The organism is Dyadobacter sediminis (assembly GCF_005860765.1).
GTDB lineage: Bacteria > Bacteroidota > Bacteroidia > Cytophagales > Spirosomataceae > Dyadobacter > Dyadobacter sediminis.
Genome location: NZ_VCEI01000021.1, coordinates 521,296 through 547,374, shown reverse-complemented (window position 1 = coordinate 547,374; position 26,079 = coordinate 521,296). Strand labels below are relative to the sequence as shown.

At 43.7% G+C, this 26,079-nt stretch carries 22 protein-coding genes and 1 tRNA gene; 9 read left to right on the top strand and 14 right to left on the bottom strand.

Annotated features, from left to right (window positions below; translation table 11 throughout):
- Positions 1 to 81: 81 nt before the first annotated feature.
- Both FEM55_RS09595 and FEM55_RS09590 read right to left on the bottom strand, forming a co-directional pair.
- The gene (locus tag FEM55_RS09595; RefSeq protein ID WP_138281107.1) at positions 82 to 1,647 is read right to left on the bottom strand and encodes a serine hydrolase domain-containing protein; all 1,566 of its coding nucleotides are present in this window, start codon (positions 1,645 to 1,647) and stop codon (positions 82 to 84) included.
- 137 nt (positions 1,648 to 1,784) lie between these two features.
- Positions 1,785 to 2,552, bottom strand: coding sequence for a ThuA domain-containing protein (locus FEM55_RS09590; RefSeq protein ID WP_138281106.1), 768 nt, complete (start codon positions 2,550 to 2,552; stop codon positions 1,785 to 1,787).
- A gap of 107 nt (positions 2,553 to 2,659) precedes the next feature.
- Between FEM55_RS09590 and FEM55_RS09585 the strand changes: the two genes are divergently transcribed.
- Entirely contained in the window at positions 2,660 to 3,793 is a 1,134-nt protein-coding gene (locus FEM55_RS09585) for an MBL fold metallo-hydrolase (protein ID WP_229209180.1), read from the top strand.
- A gap of 116 nt (positions 3,794 to 3,909) precedes the next feature.
- Here the strand turns inward: FEM55_RS09585 and FEM55_RS09580 are convergent, their stop codons facing one another.
- Positions 3,910 to 4,116, bottom strand: coding sequence for a hypothetical protein (locus tag FEM55_RS09580; protein WP_138281105.1), 207 nt, complete (start codon positions 4,114 to 4,116; stop codon positions 3,910 to 3,912).
- A gap of 419 nt (positions 4,117 to 4,535) precedes the next feature.
- Positions 4,536 to 5,357, bottom strand: coding sequence for a hypothetical protein (locus tag FEM55_RS09575; RefSeq protein WP_138281104.1), 822 nt, complete (start codon positions 5,355 to 5,357; stop codon positions 4,536 to 4,538).
- A 432-nt stretch (positions 5,358 to 5,789) separates the two neighbouring features.
- Here FEM55_RS09575 and FEM55_RS09570 point away from each other — a divergent pair, with 432 nt between their 5' ends.
- Positions 5,790 to 6,497 (top strand): hypothetical protein, encoded by a 708-nt coding sequence (locus FEM55_RS09570; protein WP_138281103.1) that lies wholly within the window; start codon positions 5,790 to 5,792, stop codon positions 6,495 to 6,497.
- Between the two features lie 197 nt (positions 6,498 to 6,694).
- Here the strand turns inward: FEM55_RS09570 and FEM55_RS09565 are convergent.
- Positions 6,695 to 6,766 (bottom strand) — tRNA-Glu (locus FEM55_RS09565).
- Positions 6,767 to 7,026: 260 nt separating this feature from the next.
- On the opposite strand from FEM55_RS09565, the gene FEM55_RS09560 reads away from it, so the two are divergent.
- Positions 7,027 to 9,516 carry a M14 family zinc carboxypeptidase gene (locus FEM55_RS09560; protein ID WP_138281102.1) on the top strand — a complete coding sequence of 830 codons (2,490 nt, stop codon included), beginning with the start codon at positions 7,027 to 7,029 and terminating at the stop codon, positions 9,514 to 9,516.
- Positions 9,517 to 9,769: 253 nt separating this feature from the next.
- Here FEM55_RS09560 and aroQ read toward each other — a convergent pair whose 3' ends face one another.
- Positions 9,770 to 10,189, bottom strand: coding sequence for a type II 3-dehydroquinate dehydratase (aroQ, locus tag FEM55_RS09550; protein WP_138281101.1), 420 nt, complete (start codon positions 10,187 to 10,189; stop codon positions 9,770 to 9,772).
- A 39-nt stretch (positions 10,190 to 10,228) separates the two neighbouring features.
- On the opposite strand from aroQ, the gene xerD reads away from it, so the two are divergent.
- Positions 10,229 to 11,125, top strand: coding sequence for a site-specific tyrosine recombinase XerD (gene xerD, locus FEM55_RS09545; protein WP_138281100.1), 897 nt, complete (start codon positions 10,229 to 10,231; stop codon positions 11,123 to 11,125).
- Between the two features lie 3 nt (positions 11,126 to 11,128).
- Here xerD and FEM55_RS09540 read toward each other — a convergent pair whose 3' ends face one another.
- Positions 11,129 to 11,332 (bottom strand): hypothetical protein, encoded by a 204-nt coding sequence (locus FEM55_RS09540; RefSeq protein WP_171036526.1) that lies wholly within the window; start codon positions 11,330 to 11,332, stop codon positions 11,129 to 11,131.
- Between the two features lies 1 nt (position 11,333).
- Complete coding sequence (locus FEM55_RS09535) at positions 11,334 to 11,840, bottom strand: SixA phosphatase family protein (RefSeq protein ID WP_138281098.1); 507 nt, start codon at positions 11,838 to 11,840, stop codon at positions 11,334 to 11,336.
- Between the two features lie 196 nt (positions 11,841 to 12,036).
- Here FEM55_RS09535 and sppA point away from each other — a divergent pair, with 196 nt between their 5' ends.
- A complete protein-coding gene (sppA, locus tag FEM55_RS09530; protein ID WP_138281097.1) occupies positions 12,037 to 13,803 on the top strand; it encodes a signal peptide peptidase SppA in 1,767 nt (588 codons plus the stop codon).
- A gap of 244 nt (positions 13,804 to 14,047) precedes the next feature.
- Here sppA and FEM55_RS09525 read toward each other — a convergent pair whose 3' ends face one another.
- The 4 genes from FEM55_RS09525 to metH all read right to left on the bottom strand — a co-directional run bounded on the left by FEM55_RS09525 (position 14,048) and on the right by metH (position 20,960).
- Positions 14,048 to 14,971 (bottom strand): YihY/virulence factor BrkB family protein, encoded by a 924-nt coding sequence (locus FEM55_RS09525; RefSeq protein ID WP_138281096.1) that lies wholly within the window; start codon positions 14,969 to 14,971, stop codon positions 14,048 to 14,050.
- Between the two features lie 85 nt (positions 14,972 to 15,056).
- On the bottom strand, positions 15,057 to 16,295 hold the full coding sequence (locus FEM55_RS09520) for a NupC/NupG family nucleoside CNT transporter (RefSeq protein WP_138281095.1): 1,239 nt from the start codon (positions 16,293 to 16,295) through the stop codon (positions 15,057 to 15,059).
- Between the two features lie 94 nt (positions 16,296 to 16,389).
- On the bottom strand, positions 16,390 to 16,932 hold the full coding sequence (locus FEM55_RS09515; protein WP_138281094.1) for a nuclear transport factor 2 family protein: 543 nt from the start codon (positions 16,930 to 16,932) through the stop codon (positions 16,390 to 16,392).
- Between the two features lie 203 nt (positions 16,933 to 17,135).
- Complete coding sequence (gene metH, locus FEM55_RS09510; protein WP_138281093.1) at positions 17,136 to 20,960, bottom strand: methionine synthase; 3,825 nt, start codon at positions 20,958 to 20,960, stop codon at positions 17,136 to 17,138.
- A gap of 192 nt (positions 20,961 to 21,152) precedes the next feature.
- Between metH and FEM55_RS09505 the strand changes: the two genes are divergently transcribed.
- Positions 21,153 to 21,629: an Lrp/AsnC family transcriptional regulator gene (locus FEM55_RS09505; RefSeq protein WP_138281092.1), complete on the top strand. Its 477-nt coding sequence runs from the start codon at positions 21,153 to 21,155 to the stop codon at positions 21,627 to 21,629.
- 54 nt (positions 21,630 to 21,683) lie between these two features.
- On the opposite strand, the gene FEM55_RS09500 is transcribed toward FEM55_RS09505, so the two are convergent.
- Entirely contained in the window at positions 21,684 to 22,295 is a 612-nt protein-coding gene (locus tag FEM55_RS09500) for a PepSY-like domain-containing protein (protein ID WP_171036525.1), read from the bottom strand.
- 237 nt (positions 22,296 to 22,532) lie between these two features.
- Between FEM55_RS09500 and FEM55_RS09495 the strand changes: the two genes are divergently transcribed.
- The 3 genes from FEM55_RS09495 to FEM55_RS09485 all read left to right on the top strand — a co-directional run bounded on the left by FEM55_RS09495 (position 22,533) and on the right by FEM55_RS09485 (position 25,617).
- Positions 22,533 to 23,147, top strand: a complete 615-nt coding sequence (locus tag FEM55_RS09495) for an RNA polymerase sigma factor (protein ID WP_138281660.1) — start codon at positions 22,533 to 22,535, stop codon at positions 23,145 to 23,147.
- A complete protein-coding gene (locus FEM55_RS09490) occupies positions 23,137 to 24,642 on the top strand; it encodes a hypothetical protein (RefSeq protein ID WP_138281090.1) in 1,506 nt (501 codons plus the stop codon). Before FEM55_RS09495 ends, FEM55_RS09490 begins: the two co-directional genes overlap by 11 nt.
- 90 nt (positions 24,643 to 24,732) lie before the next feature.
- Positions 24,733 to 25,617: a Ppx/GppA phosphatase family protein gene (locus FEM55_RS09485; RefSeq protein ID WP_138281089.1), complete on the top strand. Its 885-nt coding sequence runs from the start codon at positions 24,733 to 24,735 to the stop codon at positions 25,615 to 25,617.
- A 6-nt stretch (positions 25,618 to 25,623) separates the two neighbouring features.
- Here the strand turns inward: FEM55_RS09485 and FEM55_RS09480 are convergent, their stop codons facing one another.
- Entirely contained in the window at positions 25,624 to 25,992 is a 369-nt protein-coding gene (locus FEM55_RS09480) for a hypothetical protein (RefSeq protein ID WP_138281088.1), read from the bottom strand.
- Between the last annotated feature and the right edge of the window lie 87 nt (positions 25,993 to 26,079).

Genomic DNA, 26,079 nt, shown 5'->3' with positions numbered 1-26,079 from the left:
TTAAACGCAAAAAGCAGACGGAAGTTCCTGCAAATTTCGGTTATTTGTTTCAAGAAGATTACTCTGATACTTGCAACCTTGTTAATGCGGTTCAGGATTTTTCAGATAGGAATGAAAGTTGACATTCGATAACTTCCCTCCTCTTACAGAAGGTTGCATTCTTGAAAAAGCCCATAATATGTAAGAAGTGATGTCAGTGTAAGCACCTGATTTTATCGGAAACAATCCGTCTCCGTTCCGCAGCGCATTAGTAAACATAACGATCAGGATGTCATCCGGACCTTTTATCCATAAACTTCTAAAACCTTTGGGCTTTCCATTATCCAGCTGATTATACCACCATCCGTCGTGGTAACTGAATTTTCCCTGGGGCATGACAACACTGTAACTTCCCAGCCCGGAAACCAGTACCGAATCCTGCAAAGATGGAGAAAGCACTGCATTGCTTCCTGTTGTAAACAAATTAGAATATACTTTAAAAGCTTCATTCGCGGATAAATAAATGCCGTAAGCACCTGAAACATCCCGAAAATCCCCAGGGTTAAAACCCTCTGTTCCCATAGTATACGGATGATCATAACCGAACGTCGGAGCTGCAGCCGGATTGGTTAATATATCTTTGGAATCCACACCTGCTTTTTTCAGAATGTTTTCATTGATGTACTTCTCATATATTTTCTGCGTTTCCTGATCGTCTTCCATATCGTCTCCTGAAAATGGATAGCCAAGTATGGCCGGTATCAAAATTCTGTACAAACCAAAATTGGCATTCTGATAGCATTGATTGCCCCTATTTCCCGTCTTTACGCCTTTGGCAATCAGGCTTTGTAATCCGTACCAGTAATTTTCAAGGAAAGAGCCGTTCAAACATTTATCGCCCAGACCCGTTATGCCGCTGCGATGCGTAAGTAAATCCCGGAAAGTAATTTTATCAATGTTTTCTCCTTTAACCCATTTTTGTGGAAGGTACTTGATGATTTTATCCGTTGTTTTGATCCCTTTTTCACTTGCCAGTTTCAAAAAAGCAGCTGCTGTAAGCGTTTTGGTCATACTGGCAATCTGCATTTTCGTATCCAGCGTCACCGGTTTTTCACCTACTGCCTCTACGGCTCTTGACTGAAATCCTTCCGATGCCGAACCGATAATTTTATTTTTTCTGGAAACGATAAAGCTGTATCCGAAACCGTGGTTTGTAAGCGAATCTTTCAGGGTTTTTACCAGACGTTTTGCATAATCTGCTTCTGTTACAAATTCTGCGACTTTTCCGTATCGGATTTCGGAACTTGTCCTGACATAAGAACGGACACAATACTTAGTATTTGGTTTCAATTGTGTTAATTCGCCAGAAAACCGAAGATCGGCAGGGAGGGTTTTGCCCAGTTCTGTAAGATTATTGGCTAACGTAGGAATGCCGGAACCTTCAATCCAGACATGACCATATTGAACAATGCCTGTGAAATTGGCTGTTTCAAGTTTGGTTGTTGCGACGGCAGAAATATCAAATACCTGGCTTAAATCTGTATTTTCAGATAATGCCGTTACTTTTTCGGCTGGCTCCGGGTTTTTGTCACAACCCAGAAAAGTTAGAATGGTTGCAAACAGCAACAGCGGAAAAGCAAAACGGATGGACCAATCAGATCTGGACATTAGTGAAAATTAAGGATCAAAACCTTATTATTAAGACGCTGATTTGTCAAAAGAGTAACATCAAAAAAACTGATTATTTTTCAGGACTTGCACGGAGTTAATCCGGATTACTGATTAATTGCATGCAAAACGGCGTTTTACTTGCCCGCAGCCCAGAAAATGGCGTTTTTGAAAATGGTTTTATACACTTCATCTTCAAACAGAACCGGCGAATGCCCCATGAAAATGTAAATATTTTTTGCCTGCATTTCCGGATTTGACCAGATTACCGGATGATCGCCCATTTTGATCTTGGAATCGGGGACATAAGTCGTTTCGTCCACACTTGCAATCACTTTCACATTCAGCCGCGGACTTTTATCATAAATATACCATTCTTCCTTTTTGACCTGAAATGAAGCCGGAACATCTTTCATAACCGGATGACTTTTGTTTTCTACATGGACAGTCGCAGCTGCAAAGTCAGGAATGTAATTTTTGTAACGGATACCACCCATGAAATCAGAAAACCACGGCCAGATTTTATATCCGTCGAATTCACCCAGCAAAGTGGCGTGATGAAAACCGATCCAGCCGCCTTTTCCTTCACTGATGTACTTTTCAAAAGCAGCCGCAGCAGCCGGTTTCCAGCCGTAAGGAACATAATCCAGTTGTATAATCAACTGATATTTTGCAAGATGCTGATTTGTAATCGAATCTGTTTTGTCAATGTAATCAATGGAAAGGTTATTCTTCGCAGCCAGTGAATCCAGCCATTTTTTTGCTGCTCTGGAATATTCAATATGATGCCCGCCCGGCTCGGCCATAACCAGAATGCTTATCGGCACTTGCTTCGATTGAGCAGTAACTTCCGACCGGAAAAATGAAAGTATCCCGAGAAAAATTAAAACGAATTTGACTTTCATGGAAGGAATAAAATAAATTGGGAATATACGTATCAAAAATAAAGAAGAATGCGGATGACATGCTCAAAACTTTTTACCTTCCAGATAAATTGCCTTAACCAACTGCAATGAGACGCATTCTTAAAAAGCTTTTTATGATCATTTTTGTTCTTCTGATTTTACTTGTTGGCGGTGTAATGCTATTTATGCAGCAGCCTAAATTTGGCAAACAACCGTCAGGCGCCCGTCTGGAAAGAATCAGAAAATCACCCAATTACCGTGACGGAAAATTTCAGAATCTGAGCTATACGCCTGACCTTGCGGAAGGTTCGAGCTATCTGAAGGTCATGACCAAATTCTTTTTCGGTAAAAGCAAATACAACATTCCAGGCGCTGTGATCCCGTCGCAAAAAACGGATTTGCTGCACCTGAACCCGAAAGAAAACGTGCTTGTTTGGTTCGGACATTCCTCCTATTTTATGCAGATTGACGGTAAAACATTTCTTGTTGATCCCGTTTTCAGCGGCAGCGCCTCACCGGTTCGTTTTACGACACCGAGTTTTAAAGGAACGGACGTTTACAAAGTGGAAGATTTTCCCGCTATTGATTATCTGCTGATTTCTCATGATCACTGGGACCATCTTGATTATGAAACGGTTCTGAAATTAAAATCTAAAGTAGGCAGGGTTGTAACGGGACTTGGAACAGGCGAGCATCTGGAACACTGGGGCTATACGCCGGAAACAATCATTGAAAAAGACTGGAACGAAGAATACAATGCAGGCAACGGTTTTATTTTCAACATTACGCCGGGAAGGCATTTCTCAGGAAGAGGGCTGAGCAGAAATCGTGCCATGTGGGTTTCATTTGTTGTTCAGACACCCACGATGAAGATTTTTATTGGCGGAGATTCCGGATACGATACGCATTTCAGGCAAATCGGAGAGAAATTCGGTCCTTTTGACCTTGCGATCCTGGAATGCGGACAGTACAATGAAGCCTGGAAATACATTCATATGATGCCGGAAGAAACGGTAACAGCGGCTCACGACCTGAAAGCGGCTAAACTTATGCCCGTGCACTGGTCAAAGTTTTCACTTGCACTTCATGACTGGAACGAGCCTGTTCAGAGGGCAGTTCTTGAAGCAGGCAAGCAGCATATGCCGCTGGTTACACCTATGATCGGTCAAAAAGTAAATCTGAAAGAACAGCAGATTTTTACAGAATGGTGGAATGATAAAGCTTTGCAGCCGGAGAAATAGAAAGCCCGTTTTACTTCAAAACTTACCGTTTATAAAAGGTCAGGAATATTAACTTCATAGGCAAATAGAGCATTAACAGCTTAGAAATTAACTTGTTTGGTATCTTATTGACAAAGTCAGGCAGTAACTTCTCTTACCAGATCGAAAGGGTCATTTCCCCACGAGTATGAAATAATACCGTCCTTAAAGTAGCAGCAACCGTCATTTCCTTTTACAATATCGCCGTAATCGTGCTCGATTTTTACAACAGGCGGATGATTTTTTCTGCGTGCTTCTTCAGGGTTTCTCACTTCGTATACTTTGCCTTTTTCTAACTGTATCATGGTTCAGTCTTAATGGTTTAAATTTTTCAGAAAGATATTACAATCCTGAAATACCGTCAGAATGAGTGTGGTCACCGCCATAATAATTGGGGTTGAAAGGCTATTTTTTGAACTGAACAACTATAAATCTGTTTGTTTTGCCCGGATCAAAATCCTGATTTAATGCTAAATTAAATGAATATACTTATTAAAAATCTGCGAAAAATGCGGAGCAATCCAAATACTTGCAATTACAGCCAGCACCAACAGACATAGTAATTTGATGCTTATACTATTTAATTACTAAACTAAGCAATATGCTTGTTAACGAAAGCATTAAGCCTGGATTTAATAACATCGCTTTTTTATACAGCCTGCTTAAGGTAAGATAAATGAACCCTGGTAATTGCCAGGGTTCGTGCTTACATGTATGTTAGTAATTAATTATTTTTCCAACTTGATGATCCTGCTGGACCTAAGTCTTCAATAGCATATTTCCCAATAGAAACATTAAAATAAGAATCTTTAACTTCTCCGTTAGGATGGTAACCATCAATCTTTATACTAGTATCGCTTAATGCATTGAATTCAATGGTTTCCTTAATCCATTGATTTGCTCTGCCTAAAAAGCTGACTCCTTTATTCCAGGTATAAGGTGCCTTTCCATAACCTGCCAACTCTGGGTTTGTCTCTTTGGTTGATACCCATAACATAACACCTGCTGCATTAGGAGTACCTATTCCCAAAGATGAAGGCAAATCAGACGGCTGAACACTGCTCGTAGACACATAAAATGTTAATCTGTATCTATTCCCTCTTTTTAAGTTTTTAAGTGTAGTAAACACAGAGCCATTATGATCTTTTGTATTTTTCCCGGTAACAAAAGTTTCTACGCCCGGCTCAGGCTGAGCAAATTGTGTTAACCATCTTCCTTCCTTATTTCCTAAGTACTCTGTGTTTGAAGAACCGTATTCCATATAAGAACTACCCCATCCATATGGAAAAACTCCTTTTCCTGATTGGTAAAGAGTAGTAGGATACGTGTACTGAATAAATGTATTAGGATTAATAGTACCGCCAGCAGTGCCACCGATGGTCGTTCCTCCTGTCTCTCCTCCCGAACGCATGTTTGCATCATCTTTCAAGCTTGCGGATTCCGGCTGCGGCGTGAGTGCATCTTCTTTGGAGCAGCTGCTCATAAACAGCAAGGCAGAAAAGCTGGCAGCAACAACGGAGGCTGATAGTTTTGATTGTAGTTTCATTGACATTAAAAAAATTAAGTGAAAAAAATTGATTTTACGCCAACAAAGCAAATTGAATAAAACGGATTTCGGTAATGGCATTAACAATCGGCTGGAAGTGAATTATCAAACGTTAAAATTGTGCAATCAGAGCTGATTAGTATAAGTAATGAAGCTTTTCGTATAGTTATGGTGATTTAAAATAAGCAGAAAAAGATGATTACACTTAGCGTAAAGCATTTACCGAAATTATGATTATTCCAAGCCGATTGATCCTGCCGGTTATGGATTTGTGTGAAATACAATGAAGTTTTTCAAATATAAAGCAGCCGCTTTTTACCGATTGGGAACCAGTTCTGTACACTGGGTAACTACAGAATTAATTAATCATGAAGTGTTATCTTCTTTACAGTGGTCGAACCACTTTTTTAACACTAAAAATGATAATTCAAGATGAACCGAGTTCAAAAATTACCTATTAGCCTGCTGGGTGCCTGTTTTTCTGCACTTGTAGTAATGAGCAGCTGCTCTAAAGAAGATTCCCTTGTTCCGAAACCGGAAGTTTCCGCCGTTTCCGTCAAATCAGAGGATGGTGCAAAGTATAAAACCAATGCGCTGCTGCCGGTTCTTGCTCCGACGCAAGGACAGATTTGCCAATGGTGTAAGCCTGACGGATATTCTGTAAAGAACCAGATCAGTGCGATTGGAATGTCAAATTCTCAATATTTGTTTGGTAATCCTGCAACGCCGTGGATAAATCCCTTACGCACAAAGTCTGATACCTCTAAAACCTTTTTGACAATTGGAAAAGCTAATGGTGACAACGGTTATGTAGGGATATACGTTAGCAATCTGGTTCAGGGAAAGAAGTACAGTTTAACTTACAGCGTATCTACGATGCGTGCCAAAAACGCTTCGGGACTTGGGCAGTCACCTTATGCTTATTCATTTATTGTAAAGGCTCCGAGCGGAGGCCCGCTTGCATACAAGAGCACTTATCTGACAGGCAAAGAGAACAAGTGGATTACAGAAACCATCGAGTTTACACATGATGCTAAAACAACTACAGGTGAAATCAGGATCATTTTGTCCAACTTCTCCAACGTTACGGCATATGGAAACATCCATATTCCGGTGGATGCCATTAAGTTGGTAAACTAGCCTGAATGGATTTGGTAAAATAAATTTTAAGGCTGCCTTTTCGACCGGGGCAGCCTTGCTTTGTTGTTATGGCTGAATCCCTGAAACATTTTCCGATAATGCCCGCAGCAATACGATGCCAAGAAACAAAAAAACCGCCTCAATTAAAAATTGAGGCGGTTAACAGTGATGTTTGAAAGTGCTTACGCACGGTTTTGTGACCCATAGGGGAATCGAACCCCTGTTTCAACCGTGAAAGGGTCGTGTCCTAACCGCTAGACGAATGGGCCGACTGGTCTCCTACTTCGCGCGTTTTTTCAACACTTTCTTTCACTTTTCGTTTTCCTTTTCCGAAAACGTGGTGCAAAGATGCACGTCCGTATTTTAAATTCCAAACTTCTTTTGAAAATATAATGAATTTATTTTACAGCTCCTTGATTGTCAGACGCTTCAAATGAAAAGTTTTTTTTATTCTTTTTGTCATAACCTAAAATGCAGGTAACTTTCTAATTTTGGGATTGCTGATTTGTTAAAATTACGTCCTAAACTTATGTATAAATATTTCTGCTGCTTTCTGTTGCTTGCACAGTTTCATTTTGCCTCGGCACAGAACAAAACGCCCGATCAGTTCCTGGGCTATCCGCTGGGTTCCAAATTCGCCTTTCACAGCAATATCACCGATTATTTTAAATCCATTCAAGCTGCAAACCCGGATCGTGTCAAGCTTGTGCAATATGGAAGCACCAACGAAGGGCGGCCTTTGATGCTGGCATTTATTTCTTCTGCAGAGAATATTTCCAATCTCGAGAAAATCCGGACCAATCACCTGAAAAGCGTAAAGCTTATGGAAGGCAAACCGGATGCAGGCGTTCCGCCAATCGTATGGCTGAGCTACAACGTGCATGGAAATGAATCGGTATCCGCCAACACCAGCATGAAAGTGCTTTACGAATTGCTGAACAAAGACAATGCGCTTACGCAGGAATTCCTGAAAAATATGGTAATCATGATCGATCCGTGCATTAATCCGGATGGCTATGAACGCTATACGCAATGGTATAACCGCGTACAGAATGCAACGCCGGACGTAACGCCTTTTGCCCTTGAACATGACGAACCATGGCCGGGCGGAAGGTTTAATCATTACTTATTTGACCTGAACCGTGACTGGGCATGGCAAACCCAGAAAGAAACGCAGCAGCGAATTGTAATTTACAATCAGTGGATGCCGCATTTTCATGCCGACTTTCATGAAATGGGGTCGTCCAGAAGCTATTATTTTCCGCCTGCGGCCAAGCCTTACAACAAAGATGTTACGCCATGGCAGCGCCAGTTCAACGAGCTGATCGGAGAATATTGCCGTAAATATTTTGATAAAAACAACTGGACGTACTTCACAAAAAATGATTATGACCTCTTCTACCCAAGCTATGGCGACACATGGCCAACGGCGAACGGTGCAATCGGCGTAACCTATGAACAGGGCGGTGGCGGACGTGCCGGGCTGGGCATCAAACGAGAAGATGAGCATGATACCTTGACGCTGCAAAGCCGGATTTCGCATCATTATGCAACGAGCCTTGCCACGCTGGAAGCCGTCATGTCGCAAAAAGAGCGTGTTGTTTCAGAGTTTATAAAATTTCACGAAGATGCTGCAAATGCGCCGGTCGGCAATTTCAAAACATACGTCATCAAAACAAAAGGCAATGAAGAGCGCGTAAGGTCATTCGGCGACTGGCTCGACAAGCAGGGTTTCACGTACGGAATTGCAGGAAAATCGCTTTCTACGCGCGGAACAGAACTTACCAGCGCTGTGGAACAGTCCCTGAAAGTTGAAAATAACGACATTTTGATCAGCGCGTATCAGCCGAAATCCAATCTGCTGAGAATCCTTTTTGATCCGAAACCGGTACTGGAAGATTCTGTTACATACGATGTGACGAGCTGGGGACTTGCCTATATATTTGGATTGAAAGCCTATGGATTGAAAGAGAAACTGACGCCGGCAACTTATCAGGCTGAACAGATCCGGAATCCGGTTCCGGCGACTTCACCTTACGCTTACATTGCTTCCTGGTCGGCAGCCGAAGATGCCGCTTTCCTTGCTGATCTGCTTAAAAACGGCATCCTGGTAAAAAGCTCCAATGTTCCGTTTGAAATGGATAAAATGACTTACAAGGCCGGAACGCTGATCATTACAAAAAAAGGAAACGAGAACCCGGATTTTGACAAGCTCGTTACTTCTCTTGCAGACAAGCATCATGTCCGGCTTGTGGCGGCAAAAACAGGTTATGTAAGTTCAGGAGCTGATTTTGGCGGCGATAACGTGGTTTTTCTTAAAACCCCAAAAGTTGTACTGGTTTCTGGAGACGGCATTTCGGCTACGGCATTTGGCGCTGTATGGCATTACTTTGAACAGCAGATCCATTATCCGGTGACAATTGTCAATGCAAACCGGCTGGGCAGTTTGCCATGGAGTGAAATCGACGTGCTGATTTTGCCGGATGGAAGGTATTCGGATCTTATTAATGACAAACAACTGGAAGCAATGCAAAGCTGGGTCCGGAACGGCGGTAAGGTCATTGCGATGGAAGGTGCTACGAATGCTTTCCTTAACAAACCCGGTTTTGCCTTAACAAAGAAATTTTCAGAGAAAAAGAAAGATGCGGATTCCTTTAAAAAATTCGGAGATCAGCAACGGGAAGATGCCAGCGATTCGTCACCCGGAAGTATGTTCCAGATTACGATGGACCCGACGCATCCGCTGGCGTTTGGCTGCAATGAAGAGTACTTCACCATTGTACGCGACGCTTACGAACGCGATTTCCTGAAAGAAGGCTGGAACGTGGGTTACTTCACTGAAAACAATTACAAAGCGGGATTCGTCGGCAATAAAATGACGGACAAGCTTAAAAATACGCTGATTATGGGCGTTCAGGAAATGGGGCGCGGCCAGGTTGTGTACCTTATGGACGATCCTGTTTTCCGTGCCATGCTGTACAACGGGAAAATACTTTTCAGCAACGCCGTTTTCAGGTAGTTTATAGCTGTTAGCTGTTAGCTGATAGCTGTTGACGATTGGTGGTTAGTGGTTGAATTTTGATCAAATGAAATCCAATGGCATGGAGTGAAGCCGAAATTTAAGATTCAATCCGGTTTATAACTAAAAAATCGCCTGATTCAACTGAACTTCGCCCACTTTGAAAAAAGCTTAAAGCCAACAGCTCATAGCTAACAGCCAACAGCTAACAGCCAACAGCTAACAGCCAACAGCTAACAGCCAACAGCCATTTTCAACTGACAAAATACCGGATGGCCATTTCGTAACCTTTCAGGCCCAGTCCGCAGATCATGCCTTTGCAGCGGGATGTGAGGTAACTGTGGTGACGAAACGGTTCTCTTGCATGAATGTTGGAAATATGGACTTCCACAGCCGGCGTTATAACCGCAGACAAGGCGTCGGCAAGCGCAACGGATGTATGCGTGTAACCTCCGGCATTAATGATGATCCCGTCAAAGGAAAAACCGGTTTCATGAATTTTGTCAATCAGCGCGCCTTCATGATTGGATTGAAAATAAATCAGTTCGGTTTCTGGAAAAAGGTTTTTCAAGGTCTCGAAATAATCTTCAAATGACTGATTGCCATAAACTCCCGGCTCCCGTTTTCCCAGAAGATTCAGATTGGGGCCGTTCAGGATCAATAGCTTTTTCATGGATTTGTACAGCGTTAAATAATTCTTTTTTCCTTTACTATGTGGCAAAGCTACATCAAACAATTTAAAAACTATCTCCGGCTGGAACGTTCACTTTCCGGCAATTCCGTGGATGCATACGTGCGGGATGTTGAAAAGCTGGCAGAATTTACCGAGCTGGCAAAAATGGATGTGCCGCCTGTGCGCATTACCGAAGAGCATTTAACAGCATTTCTCAAGTATCTGTCGGAACTGGGCATGGCCGCGCATTCACAGGCACGCATGCTGTCCGGGATCAAGGCTTTTTACAAATACCTTTTACTGGAAAATGAAATAACGGACGATCCTACCGAACTGCTGGAATCGCCGCGCCTGCCGCGCAAACTTCCCGACGTGCTTTCTTACGAGGAAATTGAAACCATGCTGGCTGCTATTGACCATTCCACACCCGAAGGAACGCGTAACCGCGCTATTATTGAAGTTTTGTACAGTTCGGGTTTGCGCGTTTCCGAACTCACCGGCCTGCAACTGACCCATTGCTATTTTGATATCGGCTTCCTCCGGATTCTGGGAAAAGGAGACAAAGTGAGGCTCGTACCGATCGGAAAAGAAGCGATCAAATACACGCAGCTTTATCTGGATCATGTGCGTAATGAACTGACGCCTGCGAAAGACAGCGAAGACATTGTTTTCCTGAACCGCCGAGGCGCGCAGCTAACGCGTGTAATGATTTTTATTATGATCAAGGACATTGCAGAAAAAGCCGGCATTCAGAAAACCGTTAGTCCGCATACTTTCCGGCATTCCTTTGCAACGCACCTGATCGAGGGCGGAGCAAGCTTGCGGGCGGTTCAGGAAATGCTCGGGCACGAATCCATTACAACGACGGAAATTTACACGCATCTTGACCGGGATTATCTGCGTCAGATCATCACGGAATTTCATCCAAGAGGCTAGGCATTATTTTACTTCTTCCAGCAGCGAATCCAGCAAAAGAGAATCCGAATCGGGCGTGGCGCCGGGCAATGCGCGGTTGAGCTGCTTGGGCCTGTTCCACGGCGCCGTCGTGCGACTGGACATGTCGTAGGAAATATATGCGAACAATGCCACAAACAGTATGAATACGATTACGAATATGTTGCGGTTCCGGTTTGATTTCTCCATTTTATTCAGCTTCTCTTACTTCACGCGGCGTTTTGTACAAGTTCAGATTTCCGGTTTTTGCAGAAATTTCAGCCCAGTTCAAACCTTCAAAATCAATCATGGCCATACTGCCTTTTTTCATTGAACCGAGATTTGATCCGGTCAGATATTCTGCAAAGTAAGTAATATCCGGGTTATGCCCGAACAGCATCAGCATGGAAAAGTTTTCCGGCACCGCGTTTACTGCATTCAGATAGGACTGCGGCCCGCCATCATAAATTTCTGCATTGGTGATCAGCGAAGAGGCATTTACACCCAGTTCTCCGGCAATGATCTCAGCAGTTTTGTAAGCTCTGGAAGCCGGGCTTGTGACGAAAACATCCGGTCTGATTCCGGAACCTGCCAGCCATTTTCCCATTGCTTCCGCTTCCGCCAAGCCTTTGCTGTTCAGGTTTCTGTCAAAATCCTTTGTTCTGAAATTCTGGTCTTCCGCGGTAGCATGGCGGACAAGAACGAGTGTCTTCTTCATGTTTGATTTTTTTTTAAAATATAAAAATATCAACGGATAAATTCAGGCGGTTTACCGAAAAACCAGAAAGGTTTTTTTTACCTTTTAAGATGCATTAACAACCTTTCGACATTAATTATTCTGCAATGCGCGACAATTAATCAATATTTTTGTTCTTTACATATCGATGAAATAAAATCTCTTCATTCCACATAGTATGTTACAATTTTTTAAATATGTTCTGGCCACTTTTGTCGGCATCATCATTTTCATATTTGTATCCGTTTTTATCCTGGCCGGCATCGGTTCCAAGTTATCTTCTGAAGACACCGTTGTTATCGCTGAAAAATCCGTACTGAAACTGGACCTGAACAAACCCATACAGGAAGTTGGTGTTGAAAACCCGTTTGCCGATATTGGCGGCCCGTTCGGTGGCGACGAAAATGCAGTCGGGTTAAAGGATATTCTGGAAGCCCTGAAGAGTGCACAGTCAGACAGCAACATCAAAGGAATTTATCTGAAAACGGAAAGTCCGGAAGCCGGCTGGGCTACGCTGGAAGAAGTTCGGAATCAGCTTATAAAGTTTAAAAAATCCGGAAAATTCATCGTTACTTACGGCGAATCTTTTTCTGAAAAAGGCTATTACATTGCTTCGCTTGCGGATAAAATATATCTGAACCCGGTTGGCGGAATTGAATGGAACGGGCTTTCGGCGGAGTACAGTTTCTTTAAAGGAACTTTCGACAAACTCGGCATCGAACCAATGGTTTTCCGTGTTGGTGAATTTAAAAGCGCCATCGAAATGTTTTCTCGCCAGGATATGAGCGAAGCCAGCAAAAAGCAATCCATCGAGCTGCTTACCGCAATCAATGACAATTTTCTGAAAAACATTTCGGATTCACGCAAAATCCCGGTAACAGAACTGAAAAGACTGGCGGACTCGCTTGGTGTTGAAAGTCCGAAACTGGCTCTGCAGCATAAGTTTGTCACCAACCTTGGATATCAGGACGAACTTGAAGCCGTCTTGAAAAGAGATCTGAAGGTGGAAGAGAAAAAAAATATTTCCTACGTCGGTGTAGACAAGTATCTGAAAGGAGAAAGTGCTGTAAATGACGGAGATTTCAACAAACGGATCGGTGTTCTGGTTGCAGAAGGAGAAATAACTTCCGGCGAAGGCGGTGACGATAATATCGGCTCAGAGAAGTTTGTAAAAGAACTGAAAGAAATCCGGGAAAACGACAAGATAAAAGCGGTTGTAATCCGTATCAATTCTCCGGGCGGAAGTGCCCTGGCTTCGGATGTTATGTGGCGTGAAATTCAGGTTACTGCCAAAAAGAAACCTGTGATTGCCTCCATGTCGGATGTGGCGGCTTCCGGCGGCTATTATATGGCAATGGGCTGTGATACCATTGTGGCTCAGCCTAATACCATAACCGGCTCAATCGGAATCTTCGGGCTTGTTTTCAACGTAACGGATTTTATGAACAACAAACTGGGCGTAACTTTTGACGGCGTAGGCACCAGCCCGCATGCAGACTGGCCGACCGCTACACGGGATATGACTGAATTTGAGAAATCCATGATTCAGAAAAGTGTCAATGAAGGTTACGAAACGTTCACCAAAAAGGCAGCAGCAGGCAGAAAAATGTCCGTCGAAAAGCTGAAAAGCCTGGCTCAGGGCCGCGTATGGTCAGGAATCGAAGCGAAGCAAAACGGTCTTGTCGATGTAATCGGCGGCGTTGACGATGCCATTAAAATTGCGGCCAAAGCGGCCAAACTGAATGAAGGTGATTACCGCGTCCGCTATTATCCGGAAAAGAAAAAGCCGCTCGACGAACTGCTGACCAAATTCATGGGCGATACAGAGGAAAAAGTCACTTCCAAAAATCTGGGCGAACTGGCTCCTTATGTGAAAATGTACAAAAAGCTCATGAACATGGGCGGAACACAAACCAGAATGCCTTTCGAGTTGACTATAAGGTGATTAGCTGTTAGCTATTAGCCGTTAGCTTTTGGCTTTTAAAATAGTGGATATGTTTACTGAGAAGCTTGTAAAAAACGTCTAATAAAGACAACATACAATTGGCCATTATATAAGAAGAGCCGGATTTACCTTGCATTAAAGGCTGATCCGGCTCTTTTTTATTTCTGTTACAAATTTTTAAATATTAGTATGAAAGCAGAAAGACAAATTCTAAATGCCAATAGTGAATGGCCAGCAGCTAGCATTAATCCGTGATCAGCTTCCCGGTTTTTTCGTCAATTTCCTTTCTTATAATAACGACAGCATGCTTGTTGGGCATAATGCCTACGCCGTCCAGTTTGGCATAAACTTTTGTAAACTCGGCCCCGAAATACAGGATAATGGATGAATAATAAATCCACGTCAGCAAAATGACAATCGATGCAGAAGTTCCGTAAGTAGCCCCGAGGTCGGATTTGCCCAGATAAAAGCTGATTGCAAACTTACCGATCAAAAATAATACAGCTGTGAATCCGGCACCGATCATGCATTCTTTCCAGCGCAGTTCACCATCCGGCAAAACCTTGAAAATGACTGTAAACAATGCAGTTATGATCGTCAGTACAAGGCCGAGGTTAATGATGTAGAAAAGGATAACCGAAGCCTCGGAAAAGTAACGTTCAAGCCGGTTGCTAAGCACATCGACCAAGGCACTTGCGCCAAGTGAAACAACAAGTAAAAAACCCAGTGTAAGGATCAGCGAAAAGGAAATCAGGCGGTTTTTGAGATATTGCAGCCAGCCTTTTTTGGGTTTGGATTTGATGGCCCATATAAAATTGATGGAGTCCTGCATTTCGGCAAAAACCCCCGTGGCACCAATGAGCAACGTTCCGATACCCAGCGCCGCAGCAATGCCGGACTTGTTTGACAGTTCGGCATTTTTAAGAATTTCCTGCAACTGCAGTGCAGCACTCGATCCGACCAAACCTCTGATTTGTCCGAACAATTCACCCTGAATCGCATCTCTGCCAAAAAAAATGCTGAACACCGAAATGATGACCAGCAACATGGGAGCAAGTGAAAAAATGGTATAATAAGAAAGGGCTGCACTTAATTTCAGCCCGTTGTCATTCATAAATTCACTAAAACTCTCTTTTAAAACAGAAAAATACAGCTTTACGTTTTTCATAAATATTTCTAATCTTGCTTGTCATACCCTGCGGCATACTGATAAGACACAAATATTCATGCCAACGTAACAGTCTTTTGTTATTTCACAGAAGCAATCCGGCCAGCGTTGCAGACATGTAAGAAGCCAGCGTTCCGCATATCAGCGCCTTGAACCCCAGTCGGGCAAGATCGGCCCGGCGCGATGGAGCCAGTTCTCCGATACCACCGACCTGAATGGCAATGGAGCTGAAATTGGCAAATCCGCATAATGCAAAACTGGTGATCACGATCGTTTTATGATCCAGCGTATCTTTCAGTTTTACCAGTTCGAGATAAGCTACAAATTCATTGATAACCATTTTGGTACCCATTAAGGAACCGGCCGCTTCAATGTCCTTGCCCGGAACGCCCATTGCCCATGCGAACACGGAAAAGAATTTGCCCAGAATGAAGTTGAAACTCAGTTGAGGAAAGGAAAACAAACCGCCAATGTAACCTAGCAGATAGTCAAAAAGCGCAACAAGTGCGATAAAACCGATCAGCATGGCAATAACGTTAAATCCCACTTTCAGGCCTTCACCAGCCCCTGCCGCAATGGCGTCCAGCAAATTGGCATGCGTCTTCTGGATTTCCAGCTTCACCGCGCCTTTTGTGTTGGACTGCTCTGTTTCCGGAAATACGATTTTTGAAATCACAAGTGCGCCGGGTGCAGCCATAAGGCTTGCCGCGATAAGATAAGGCGCAGGAACGCCGAGCGAAATATAAACGGCCATTACTCCGCCGGCAATGCATGCAAAACTGCCCGTCATCGAAGCCATCAGCTCGGAGTTGGTCATATTTTTCAGGTACGGTTTGATCATGATCTGCGCCTCTACTTGTCCTACAAAAGTACTTGCCACGTTGGAAAGTGCTTCTGCCCCGCTTACGCCCATTAACCAGTAAACACCGCGCGCAATAATACTGACTACGCGCTGCATAATGCCCAAATGGTAAAGCATATTGACCAGAACGGCCACAAAAATAATCGTTGGAATAACCTTGAAGAAGAAGACGAAATCGTTACCCGGCCCGAAGGCCTTTTGCATCAGGTCCGGCCGTACCAATGTACTGAAAACAAAATCGGCACCTTTGTCTGAAAAAGATAAAAGTTTCTGTACTTTTTCGCCCAGCCACTGAAAAACCGCTTGTCCGGTTTCAGTACGGAGAATAAAAACAGCAAGGCCGAACTGAAGTGCAAGCCCTACTCCAATCGTCCTGTAATTAATTGCTTTTCTGTTGTTTGACATTGCGAATGCAACGCCGAGAATCAGGACAATACCGAGCAGTCCAGTAAATCTTTCCATATATAATCAAATGTCGCCTTTGCCCAAAAGCTGCAAAATAACAACAAAATAATTGCAAGTCACATATGGTTGAAAATATACGGGATCAGGCGTATTATCTGGAAGTTTTATCCGGTTTTCTGATTGAAGTCAGTTTATCGGCATGCCGGTGGATAATTTTCCATTCACCGCCTTCTTTCCGGAACAGAATTGTTGCCTGAAAATTAACCGTTTTCCCGTTCGGAAATCCGTACTGTTCCGTTTGTACAAGATGAGCCTGCTCCGCGCCGGAACTGCCGCCTATTTTCTCAAAAATGTAAGTATTGGCACCTACAATCTGCTTTGATGAAAGTTTCAGGGCAGTTTCCACAGATTCCCAGCCTTTTCCCGTATCGGCCGCATGACCTGTAAACATCGTTACGTCATCTTTACGGGACCACAAGGCTTTTGCCAGAGAATCATTTCCATGCGCGAGATCAAGGTTTGCCTGCTGCATTTTTCCAATTGCTTCATTCAATGAATGATCAGCGGCGGCCACTTCATGCACAGGCTGAAGACTTGTAAGGTGCGGCTGGATGCTTTCCGTAGCTTTGGTCCTGTACTTGTATGAAGATGCAAGCAGGATCAACAGGATAAATACACTTATATTTCTTTTCATGGCTAATAAATTTCAAGATTAATATGCAAATCTTTATTACAAATATTCAATTTAATATCATAAGAAAATAGCGTATTTATACCTGATTACTACACATTATACCCATTTACTACGCTTAAATCAATTAAAATAGTATACCGGATACATATAAAAAAAGGGAGAACAGGCTAACCCGTCCTCCCAATGAACCTTAATTTGTAAAATCAGTAACCCAGAACGGGCGAAAGCCATTTTTCTATTTCTTCCAAAGACATATTTTTTCTTCGTGCATAATCTTCAACCTGATCTTTAAAAATCTTTCCAACTGGAAAATACCTGCTTTCGGGATGTGAGAAATACCAGCCGCTTACGCTGCTTGCCGGATACATCGCATAACTTTCTGTTAACGTAATACCCAGTTTCTCAGCTTCCAGCAAGTCGAACAGCATGCGTTTTTCGGTATGGTCCGGGCATGCGGGATAACCCGGAGCCGGACGGATGCCTGCATAAGATTCTTTAATGAGTTCTTCGTTGGAAAGCGTTTCGTTTTTTGCATAGCCCCACAATTCTTTTCTTACGCGTTCATGCATAAGTTCTGCAAGTGCTTCCACCAAACGATCCGCCAGCGCTTTTACCATAATGCTGTTATAGTCATCATGATCTTTTTCGTATTTATCCAGAAGTGCTTCAATTCCCAATCCCGCAGTTACCGCAAAACCTCCGATATAATCCGTTTTGCCGGTTTCAAGCGGCGCAATAAAATCGGACAGACAGTAATTCGCGAGATTGGATGCTTTCTGGCTTTGCTGGCGCAAATGATGCAGAACCGCAGACGTGTCCGCCACAAGTTCCCCGGCATTCAGATTATCCGTTCCATGCTGGCTGATCCGGTACTCGATATGCTGGTGAGAGCCGTGTCTTTCACAAGGAACTTCACGGTTTTCTTCCTCAAAATGATGCAATACAATGTCGTCCTGAATGGAATTGGCCGGCCAGAACCCGATCACTGCTTTTGCTTTCAGCGATTTGTCACGGATCATTTCGCCCAGCAACACGGCGGCATCTTCATAAAGCCTCATGGCCTCTGCGCCTACAACCTTGTCTTCAAATATTTTCGGGTATTTTCCATGTAACTGCCATGTCTGGAAAAACGGCGTCCAGTCGATGTATTTTGCAATATCAGCTAGATCGTAATCGTCGTAAACTCTTGTGCCGAGAAACTGCGGTTTTTTAGCTTTAAAGTTTGTCCAGTCTATTTTAGCCTTGTTTTCACGTGCGTTGACAATGGAAATGTGCGCTTTTTCACCGCCTCTTTTGGCATGGTCTTCACGAAGTTTGGCATATTCCGCCTTTATATCCGACAATACTTCCGCCTGACTTTGCTCGTTCTGAATCAGTTTTCCGGCAACAGGCACCGAACGCGACGCATCCAGCACGTGAATGACGGGACCAGAATAATTCGGATCAATTTTTACAGCCGTATGAATACGCGAAGTTGTGGCACCGCCGATCAGCAAAGGCATTTTCAGGTTTCGGCGCTCCATTTCCTTGGCAACACCCACCATTTCATCCAGTGAAGGCGTAATCAGTCCGGACAATCCGATGATATCCACATTATGTTCTATGGCAGCGGCCAGGATTTTGTCCGTCGGAACCATGACGCCCAGATCAATAATTTCGTAATTGTTGCAGCCGAGCACTACGCCGACAATGTTTTTTCCAATATCGTGCACGTCGCCTTTTACAGTTGCAAGCAGGATTTTTCCGGCAGAATTATTTCCTTCGCTTTTTTCCGCTTCAATGAACGGTTGCAAGTAAGCGACGGCTTTTTTCATTACCCTTGCCGATTTTACTACTTGCGGAAGAAACATTTTTCCTTCTCCGAACAAGTCGCCGACAATGCTCATACCGTCCATCAAGGGACCTTCAATCACTTCCAGCGGCCGGCTGAACAGTTTTCTGCATTCTTCCGTATCTTCATCGATATAATCTGAAATCCCTTTTACAAGCGCGTGTGAAATCCGCTCTTTAATCGGCAACTGTCTCCACGAAAGATCAGGGCCGCTTTGCGTCTTTCCTTTATCTTTTACCGTTTCGGCATACGTCACAAGGCGTTCAGTAGCATCTGAACGGCGGTTCAGCAGTACATCTTCAACGAGTTCCAGTACATCTTTCGGTATTTCGTCGTAAATCCCGATCTGTGCGGCATTCACAATGCCCATATCCATTCCTGCGCGGATCGCATGGTATAAAAATGCCGTATGAATCGCTTCCCGCACAGGTTCATTGCCGCGGAAACTGAAAGAGACGTTGGAAACACCGCCCGAAACTTTGGCATGTGGCAGATTTTCCTTGATCCAGCGCACGGCATTGATGAAGTCCACCGCATAATTGTTATGCTCTTCCATTCCCGTCGCAACGGTCAGAATGTTCGGGTCAAAAATAATGTCCTCTGCCGGAAAGCCGACTTCATCAACTAAAATCCGGTATGCTCTTGAACAGATTTCGATACGGCGTTCGAGATTGTCCGCTTGGCCCTGTTCGTCAAAAGCCATGACAACCGCAGCCGCGCCATAGCGCAGTACCGTCCGGGCGGATTCCCTGAATTTTTCTTCTCCTTCTTTTAAAGAAATGGAATTTACAATGGATTTCCCCTGCACGCATTTCAGCCCGGATTCAATTACTTCCCATTTGGACGAATCGATCATCAGCGGAACCTTGGAAATATCCGGTTCCGAAACAATCAGGTTCACAAATGTTTTCATGGCTTCCACACCGTCGATCATTCCTTCGTCGAGGTTGATATCAATAACCTGTGCACCGCTTTCCACCTGCTCGCGCGCAATGCTCAATGCTTCGTCATACTTGCTCTCGCGGATCAGACGGGCAAACTTTTTGGAACCGGTCACGTTGCAGCGTTCACCGATATTGACAAAATTCGACAACTGATTGATTTTGACTGGTTCCAGACCCGACAATTTCATGACCGTTTCGGCAGCAGGCAACGTTCTTGGACTGTGCTTTTTGGCAAGATCCGCAATGACACGGATATGGGCCGGCGTAGTTCCGCAGCAGCCACCGATTATATTCACCAGATTATCTTTCAGAAAACCGTCAATGACTTCGCCCATTTGTTCCGGCGATTCGTCGTACTCGCCCATTTCGTTGGGCAAGCCGGCATTCGGGTGCGCCGAAGTATAGAAAGGCGCTTCTTTCGCAAGAATCTGAACATACGGACGCATCAGATCCGCACCCAGAGCACAGTTCAGGCCGACAGACAATAATGGCAAATGCGAAACCGAAGTAAGAAAAGCTTCCGTCGTCTGCCCGGATAATGTCCTGCCGGATGCATCCGTAATTGTACCCGAAATCATCACCGGCAGCGCTTCGCCCGGCGCCGCTTTCCACGAAGGCAAATGCTCTACTTTTCCGTTTCTGGCATCGGTAAAAAACTGATCAATTGCGAAAAGTGCTGCCTTCGCATTCAGTGTATCAAATATCGTTTCCACAAGCAAAAGATCCACGCCGCCATCCGTCAGACCTTTGATTTGCTCGTAATAGGCTTCTACCAACTGATCAAAACTGATGGCGCGGTAACCGGGATTGTTTACGTCCGGTGACAGAGAAGCCGTCCGGTTTGTCGGCCCGATGGAACCGGCAACGAAACGGGGCTTTTCCGGTTCACGTTCGGTGAATTCATCGGCAACTTCCCTTGCAAGCCGTGCCGATTCAAAATTCAGTTCGTAAACAATTTCTTCCATGCCGTAATCCGCCATGGCGATCGTTGTTCCTGAAAAAGTATTGGTTTCGGCAATATCCGCTCCCGCTTCAAAATAAGCCGCATGTATTTCCTTGATGATGTCCGGCCGCGTCAGCGAAAGCAAATCATTATTGCCTTTAACATCCTTGGGCCAGTCACTGAACCTTTCTCCTCTGTAATCATCATCTTCCAGTTTGTACCGCTGGATCATGGTACCCATAGCGCCGTCAAGTACCAGAATACGGTTTTTAAGAATTTCTCGGATATCTGCCTTTTGCGTTGCTATCATAATTTTATCTTTTGTGTGGTTAATTGAACCTTTGAAAAGCAATGGCTTTCCAATATGCAGACAAATTTAGCGCAATAGATGTTTTGTTTCATATAATGAAAAAATTCAGATTAATAGTCTGCCAGAATTTACTTAGACAAATAAGTTATCTATATTCGGCACTTGTGAAAAGTGAATAAAGATATTCTATCTATGTACAATCTGGATGAAACCGATGCAAAAATCCTGCATTTCCTGCAACAGGATGCAACTTTAAAAACACGGGAATTATCAGAAAAGTTGAATCTGTCCTACACACCGGTCTATGAAAGAGTGAGACGGCTTGAAAAAGAAGGCGTTATCAAGAAATACGTGGCATTGGTGGACCGTGAAAAAATCGGCCGCAAGCTCATGGCCTTCTGCAACATCGCCTTAAAGGAACATTCGAAAGTCATGGGCGAAAAGTTTGTCAAAGCAGTCATCGCGATGCCGGAAGTAATGGAATGTTTCAATATTTCAGGTGACTACGATTTCCTGCTCAAAGTCGTTGTAGACGACATGTCGCAATACCAGCAGTTTCTGATGCAGAAACTGGGTTCTCTGGAAAATATCGGCAGCACGCACAGTCTGTTTGTGATGGGCGAAATCAAAAATTCCTCCGCGCTGGAAATGTTTGCTGTAAAAAAATAAATACGGAACCGGAAAATCCGGTGCCGTATTCCAACTCACCCCTAACAAAAATTTTCAGTGCTTTTTATGCCTTTTTCCAGACTTTTCCAGTTCCTTGCTGAAAGTACCGTCCGCATTGAAAAGCAACACTTTAACAACATCATTGGTCGTAATTGCTACAAAATAAGCGCCGTCTGCATTCGTAGCTGCGGTCGAAACCGTTGAGCCGGCGTAATTGGCCGTAATATAAGCCTTAATTGCCGCCGGAAGCGCGCTAACCTCGATTTTGGTCAACTTGGCCTTGTGCGCATGCTGTTTCAGCTCTTCCGCAAACGTTCCGTCCGCGTTAAAAAGCAATCCTTTTGCCGTTCCGTCAGCCAGAGTAATGGCCACAATGATTTTTCCGGACGGGTCTTTTGCAGCAAATTTGATTTCAGAGCCGGCATAAGTAGCCTTAACGTAATCCGTAACGGTTGCCGGCAAATCAGCCGCTGCCACTTCGGTAAGCTTTCCCTTGCATTTCCCGATCGTGACTGAATCCGTGGAAATGGAATACCTTGCAGCCGTTGAAACCACACTTTCAAAATCCGCCGTTTCCACAGCCGGATCAACGGCGGAACCATTCTTTTGACATGCAGAAAACCAGATTCCTGCCAGCACAACCAATAAAAGCGACACTCTTTTCATAAACTCTCCCTTACGTTTTTTATAAATAATCAAACTGTTTTCATGCATTACGCAGCGGGAAGAAAAATTTGTTGCAAGTCAAAATGCAGTTACCTGAAATTAAATGTTAATAAGCTATTTATCTTTAACTTAGAAGAGCCGTTTTTATATTTATTCAGATAATTTGTAAAAGTCTGCAACAGATGATCATTCTTGTACGTAACCCATATTAAGAATTCAATCCCTGACAATCTGGCTTTGCTCTTCGGACGAAAAATATCTTTTAACGAAAACGACTTTGAATCGGTCGTTGCAGCGTGCATTGCTGGAAACAGCCAGGCACAACGTTATTTGTACAAGCAGTTTTTTGGATATTCCAAAAGCATTTGCCTCCGTTATACTTCCACAACGGAAGAAGCGGAAGAAGTCCTGAACGAAGGTTTTCTAAAGATTTTCAACAATCTTGAAAAGTATGATTCCACGCATCCTTTCAAAGCCTGGCTGAGAACCATTATGGTCAATACGGCCATCAGTTATTACCGGAAACACAAAAAACACAGCGAAGACGTCATTGCACTGGAAGATGCACCGTACCCGAAATTTGACGAGGACGTGATCAGCCAGATCACAGCGGACGAAATCCTGGAATTGATTCAGCAGATAAAACCGGTGTATAAAAATGTGTTTCTGATGTATGTCGTGGATGGCTATAATCACCGTGAAATTGCAGACATGCTGCAGATTAATGAAGCAACAGTACGGTCACATTATGTACGTGCGAGGGCACGCCTGCAGCATCTGATCAAACAATATTACCCGAATCTCTTCCCAAGTGATTGGGCTGTAAAGTCATTCAAAGGAAATGAAAACTAGTAAATTTGAAAATACTATACGCCAGAAACTAGAAAGTATCGAACCGGACTTTCAGGAACAGGACTGGGCCAAAATGCAGCGTTACATGCAGGCTCATACCCCGCCTACTTTCTGGCAGCAGTACAGTTCCTGGATCGGTTACGCTGCGGCGGCTTCCATAACCACGGTTATGGCATTTCTGTATATTAATCAGCTTTCAAAAAACAATCATCTGACGGCGGATGTAAAAAGTCTCAAGAATCAGATTGAAGTCATAAAAAGCACAACCTTGCCGGCGGCTAAAACGGATACCATTTACATTGTTCGGAAAGAGCATACTGAAAGAGCCAACGAGCCTTTATCCAGTGAAAACCGCAATGCATATCAGACTGTAAAACGAGGCCCCGAGCGTTACAATGTAGAAATTAAGAACTTTGAGGCTACCGATGAAATTGCAGGGAAAATAGATCATACGGTTAAGGACCATACCATTGTAAAAAATAGACAACCGTTTGAAAATCTGCGTAGCATAGAAAAAACGCCGAACAATACGGATTTCAACCCGGCAAGAAGCGGAGAAATAGTTGCTTACGGCAATCCTGAAAGCATTGCGGAACAAAGGAATCCGGGTTTTGATATAAAGTCTGATGCCGGAAGAGAAATTAAAACCCGTTTGGCTGAAAATCAAAGAATTCTGAACACCGAATTCAGTCTTGACAACATTGAAATTGCAGCTCTGAGTAATAAGGAAAATCCGGTTCCGCGCAAAATGAATTACAATCTTGCAAGCCGCATTTCAGCAAGACAAGTGAATAAAAGCCTTTTGGCAGTTTCTGCCTCCGTTCCGAAAACGCTGGTTGCAGTAAAAAATGCAGAAAAAACGAACAAAACGGAGAATGTAATTCCTGAGCTGAATCTAAAAGTTCCGTACCGGTTTGGCGGTGGCGTTCAAGTGGAAAGTAACGGGACTTCCAAAGCAATTTTAGGTGAAGTTCTTGTTTCCAGAAAGTTTTCGGTTTCGGCGGGTATCAGCTGGCTGAAAGTAAAACCAATGGAGTTTTTTACGGAAAAAATGTTCCGCGATAAAAACAGGAAGGATTTCAAAAGATCTCATCCAGATGAAGTGCCGCTTGCATTGGAAGTGTTCAACATTAAAGTCAGCCCGACTCTCGTGCAGATTCCGCTGACTGTCGCATTCCGCAATACGGTAAAAAATGACTGGTCTTATTACGGCAGTGCCGGAACGAATATCAGAGTTTCATCCAAGGAAAGTATTTCCTTCGCGTGCCGCGCTCCGAACAATGAATATCTTAACCAATCGTTTGACCGGAAAACGGATATGCCGGCTGTCAGTTCCATGAATGTGGCACTCGGAATCGAAAAAATGTGGCACCCGATCGTGGTTCAGGCGGAAGGATATTTATACACTTATTTCAAGCCGCTTACGCCGCTCAGCCATAATGCCGGCCCGGGTGTAAAAGTAAAGCTGATGTATCAGATAGGCGGTAAAATGTAAATGAGAAAGCCGAATTTTTACATGCATTAATGTATCTTGTTGCTTAATGTTCTATTTTTGGCTTTTATTTACTCCCCTATTATATAGCTTTTGAAATTCGCTGCAATTGATATCGGATCAAATGGTGCCCGCATGCAAATATCTTCGGTGTTGCATGATGAAGGCGTCTCTCGCTTTAAAAAAGTAGAATACGTTCGCTTTCCGCTTCGTCTGGGCCATGACGTATTTACGCAGGGCAGGATTACTGCCCATAGTGAAGACCGCATGATCAAACTCATGCTTGCTTATCAGCTTTTGATGGAGCTGCATGAAGTGGACGATTACATGGCTTGTTCCACTTCTGCCATGCGCGAATCCGATAACGGGCATGAAGTCCGGGACCACATCGAAAAACGTACGGGCATTTACATCCAGATCATTGACGGCCAGAAAGAAGCAGAACTGGTTAATAATGTTGTTGTAAAATCCCTTGGCGAAGGCCAGTATATTCACATTGATGTCGGCGGCGGCAGTACAGAGCTGAACATCTACAAAGACAGACAGAAAATCAATGCAAAATCATTCAAGCTAGGTTCTGTCAGGTTGCTGGAAGGAAAAGAGTCCAAAAATGTGTGGCCGAAAATCAAGGAATGGATTAATCAGAACGTAGATTACAACCAGCCGATTCAGGCAGTCGGAACCGGCGGAAACATAAACAAACTGTTCGATCTTTCTTCAAAGCTTACGGAAAGTTCGACCAGTCTGGATGAAATCATCCGAATGAAAGATTACATAGCACAGTTTTCGTTGTCGGACAGAATCAACAAACTTCAGCTGAACCCGGATCGTGCCGATGTCATTGTTCCAGCCGGCGACATCTATACTTCTGCAATGAAATGGGCCGGAGCCGACATTATCCATGTCCCGGACGTTGGCCTCAAAGACGGCATGTTACAATTGTTGTATGACCGCGCCTGCCGCAAGAAAAAAGCCTGAGCACTATTACCAAACGTGCTCCATGTCTTTGGCCGTATATTTGTGATTTCTTTCTACGAAAACAGAATCCTTTGCTTCTCTTTTTAAAGCAAGCATATTCTTTTTTCCGAGTCTTGCAATAAGAGCAACGGGAAGAAGAATGAGAAAGAAGACAAACGATAGCAAAATTTTTCCATTAATTGTCCCTAAAATTTCTGCCAGTTTATACCACAACTTAACAATTAAATTTCCCGCTGCCGGAACAGCAAGGCTTATTATGCCAATGCCGGCTGCGGCAAACAGGAAGTATACATACTGCGATTTAAATATAAAATACAGGACAATTAATCCGGTAACAATAACAAGTTGCGCTTTGAGCTTTTCTGATTCTTTCATCCGTTGAAAAGTTTAGTACAATGACATACTTGTACTCTATGCCCTTGTACAATGAAATCTGATTGGAGAATTAATAACTACCTATAA

What these genes read in the sequence shown, in the direction of transcription:
- FEM55_RS09595 (WP_138281107.1), bottom strand. Translation starts at nt 1,647, where the DNA reads ATGTCCAGATCTGATTGGTCCATCCGTTTTGCTTTTCCGCTGTTGCTG.
- FEM55_RS09505 (WP_138281092.1), top strand. Translation starts at nt 21,153, where the DNA reads ATGTACAATCTGGATGAAACCGATGCAAAAATCCTGCATTTCCTGCAA.
- FEM55_RS09590 (WP_138281106.1), bottom strand. Translation starts at nt 2,552, where the DNA reads ATGAAAGTCAAATTCGTTTTAATTTTTCTCGGGATACTTTCATTTTTC.
- FEM55_RS09520 (WP_138281095.1), bottom strand. Translation starts at nt 16,295, where the DNA reads ATGGAAAGATTTACTGGACTGCTCGGTATTGTCCTGATTCTCGGCGTT.
- FEM55_RS09540 (WP_171036526.1), bottom strand. Translation starts at nt 11,332, where the DNA reads ATGGAGAAATCAAACCGGAACCGCAACATATTCGTAATCGTATTCATA.
- aroQ (WP_138281101.1), bottom strand. Translation starts at nt 10,189, where the DNA reads ATGAAAAAGCTATTGATCCTGAACGGCCCCAATCTGAATCTTCTGGGA.
- FEM55_RS09525 (WP_138281096.1), bottom strand. Translation starts at nt 14,971, where the DNA reads ATGAAAAACGTAAAGCTGTATTTTTCTGTTTTAAAAGAGAGTTTTAGT.
- FEM55_RS09575 (WP_138281104.1), bottom strand. Translation starts at nt 5,357, where the DNA reads ATGAAACTACAATCAAAACTATCAGCCTCCGTTGTTGCTGCCAGCTTT.
- FEM55_RS09580 (WP_138281105.1), bottom strand. Translation starts at nt 4,116, where the DNA reads ATGATACAGTTAGAAAAAGGCAAAGTATACGAAGTGAGAAACCCTGAA.
- FEM55_RS09515 (WP_138281094.1), bottom strand. Translation starts at nt 16,932, where the DNA reads ATGAAAAGAAATATAAGTGTATTTATCCTGTTGATCCTGCTTGCATCT.
- FEM55_RS09480 (WP_138281088.1), bottom strand. Translation starts at nt 25,992, where the DNA reads ATGAAAGAATCAGAAAAGCTCAAAGCGCAACTTGTTATTGTTACCGGA.
- metH (WP_138281093.1), bottom strand. Translation starts at nt 20,960, where the DNA reads ATGATAGCAACGCAAAAGGCAGATATCCGAGAAATTCTTAAAAACCGT.
- FEM55_RS09560 (WP_138281102.1), top strand. Translation starts at nt 7,027, where the DNA reads ATGTATAAATATTTCTGCTGCTTTCTGTTGCTTGCACAGTTTCATTTT.
- FEM55_RS09490 (WP_138281090.1), top strand. Translation starts at nt 23,137, where the DNA reads ATGAAAACTAGTAAATTTGAAAATACTATACGCCAGAAACTAGAAAGT.
- FEM55_RS09500 (WP_171036525.1), bottom strand. Translation starts at nt 22,295, where the DNA reads ATGAAAAGAGTGTCGCTTTTATTGGTTGTGCTGGCAGGAATCTGGTTT.
- FEM55_RS09585 (WP_229209180.1), top strand. Translation starts at nt 2,660, where the DNA reads ATGAGACGCATTCTTAAAAAGCTTTTTATGATCATTTTTGTTCTTCTG.
- sppA (WP_138281097.1), top strand. Translation starts at nt 12,037, where the DNA reads ATGTTACAATTTTTTAAATATGTTCTGGCCACTTTTGTCGGCATCATC.
- xerD (WP_138281100.1), top strand. Translation starts at nt 10,229, where the DNA reads ATGTGGCAAAGCTACATCAAACAATTTAAAAACTATCTCCGGCTGGAA.
- FEM55_RS09535 (WP_138281098.1), bottom strand. Translation starts at nt 11,840, where the DNA reads ATGAAGAAGACACTCGTTCTTGTCCGCCATGCTACCGCGGAAGACCAG.
- FEM55_RS09570 (WP_138281103.1), top strand. Translation starts at nt 5,790, where the DNA reads ATGAACCGAGTTCAAAAATTACCTATTAGCCTGCTGGGTGCCTGTTTT.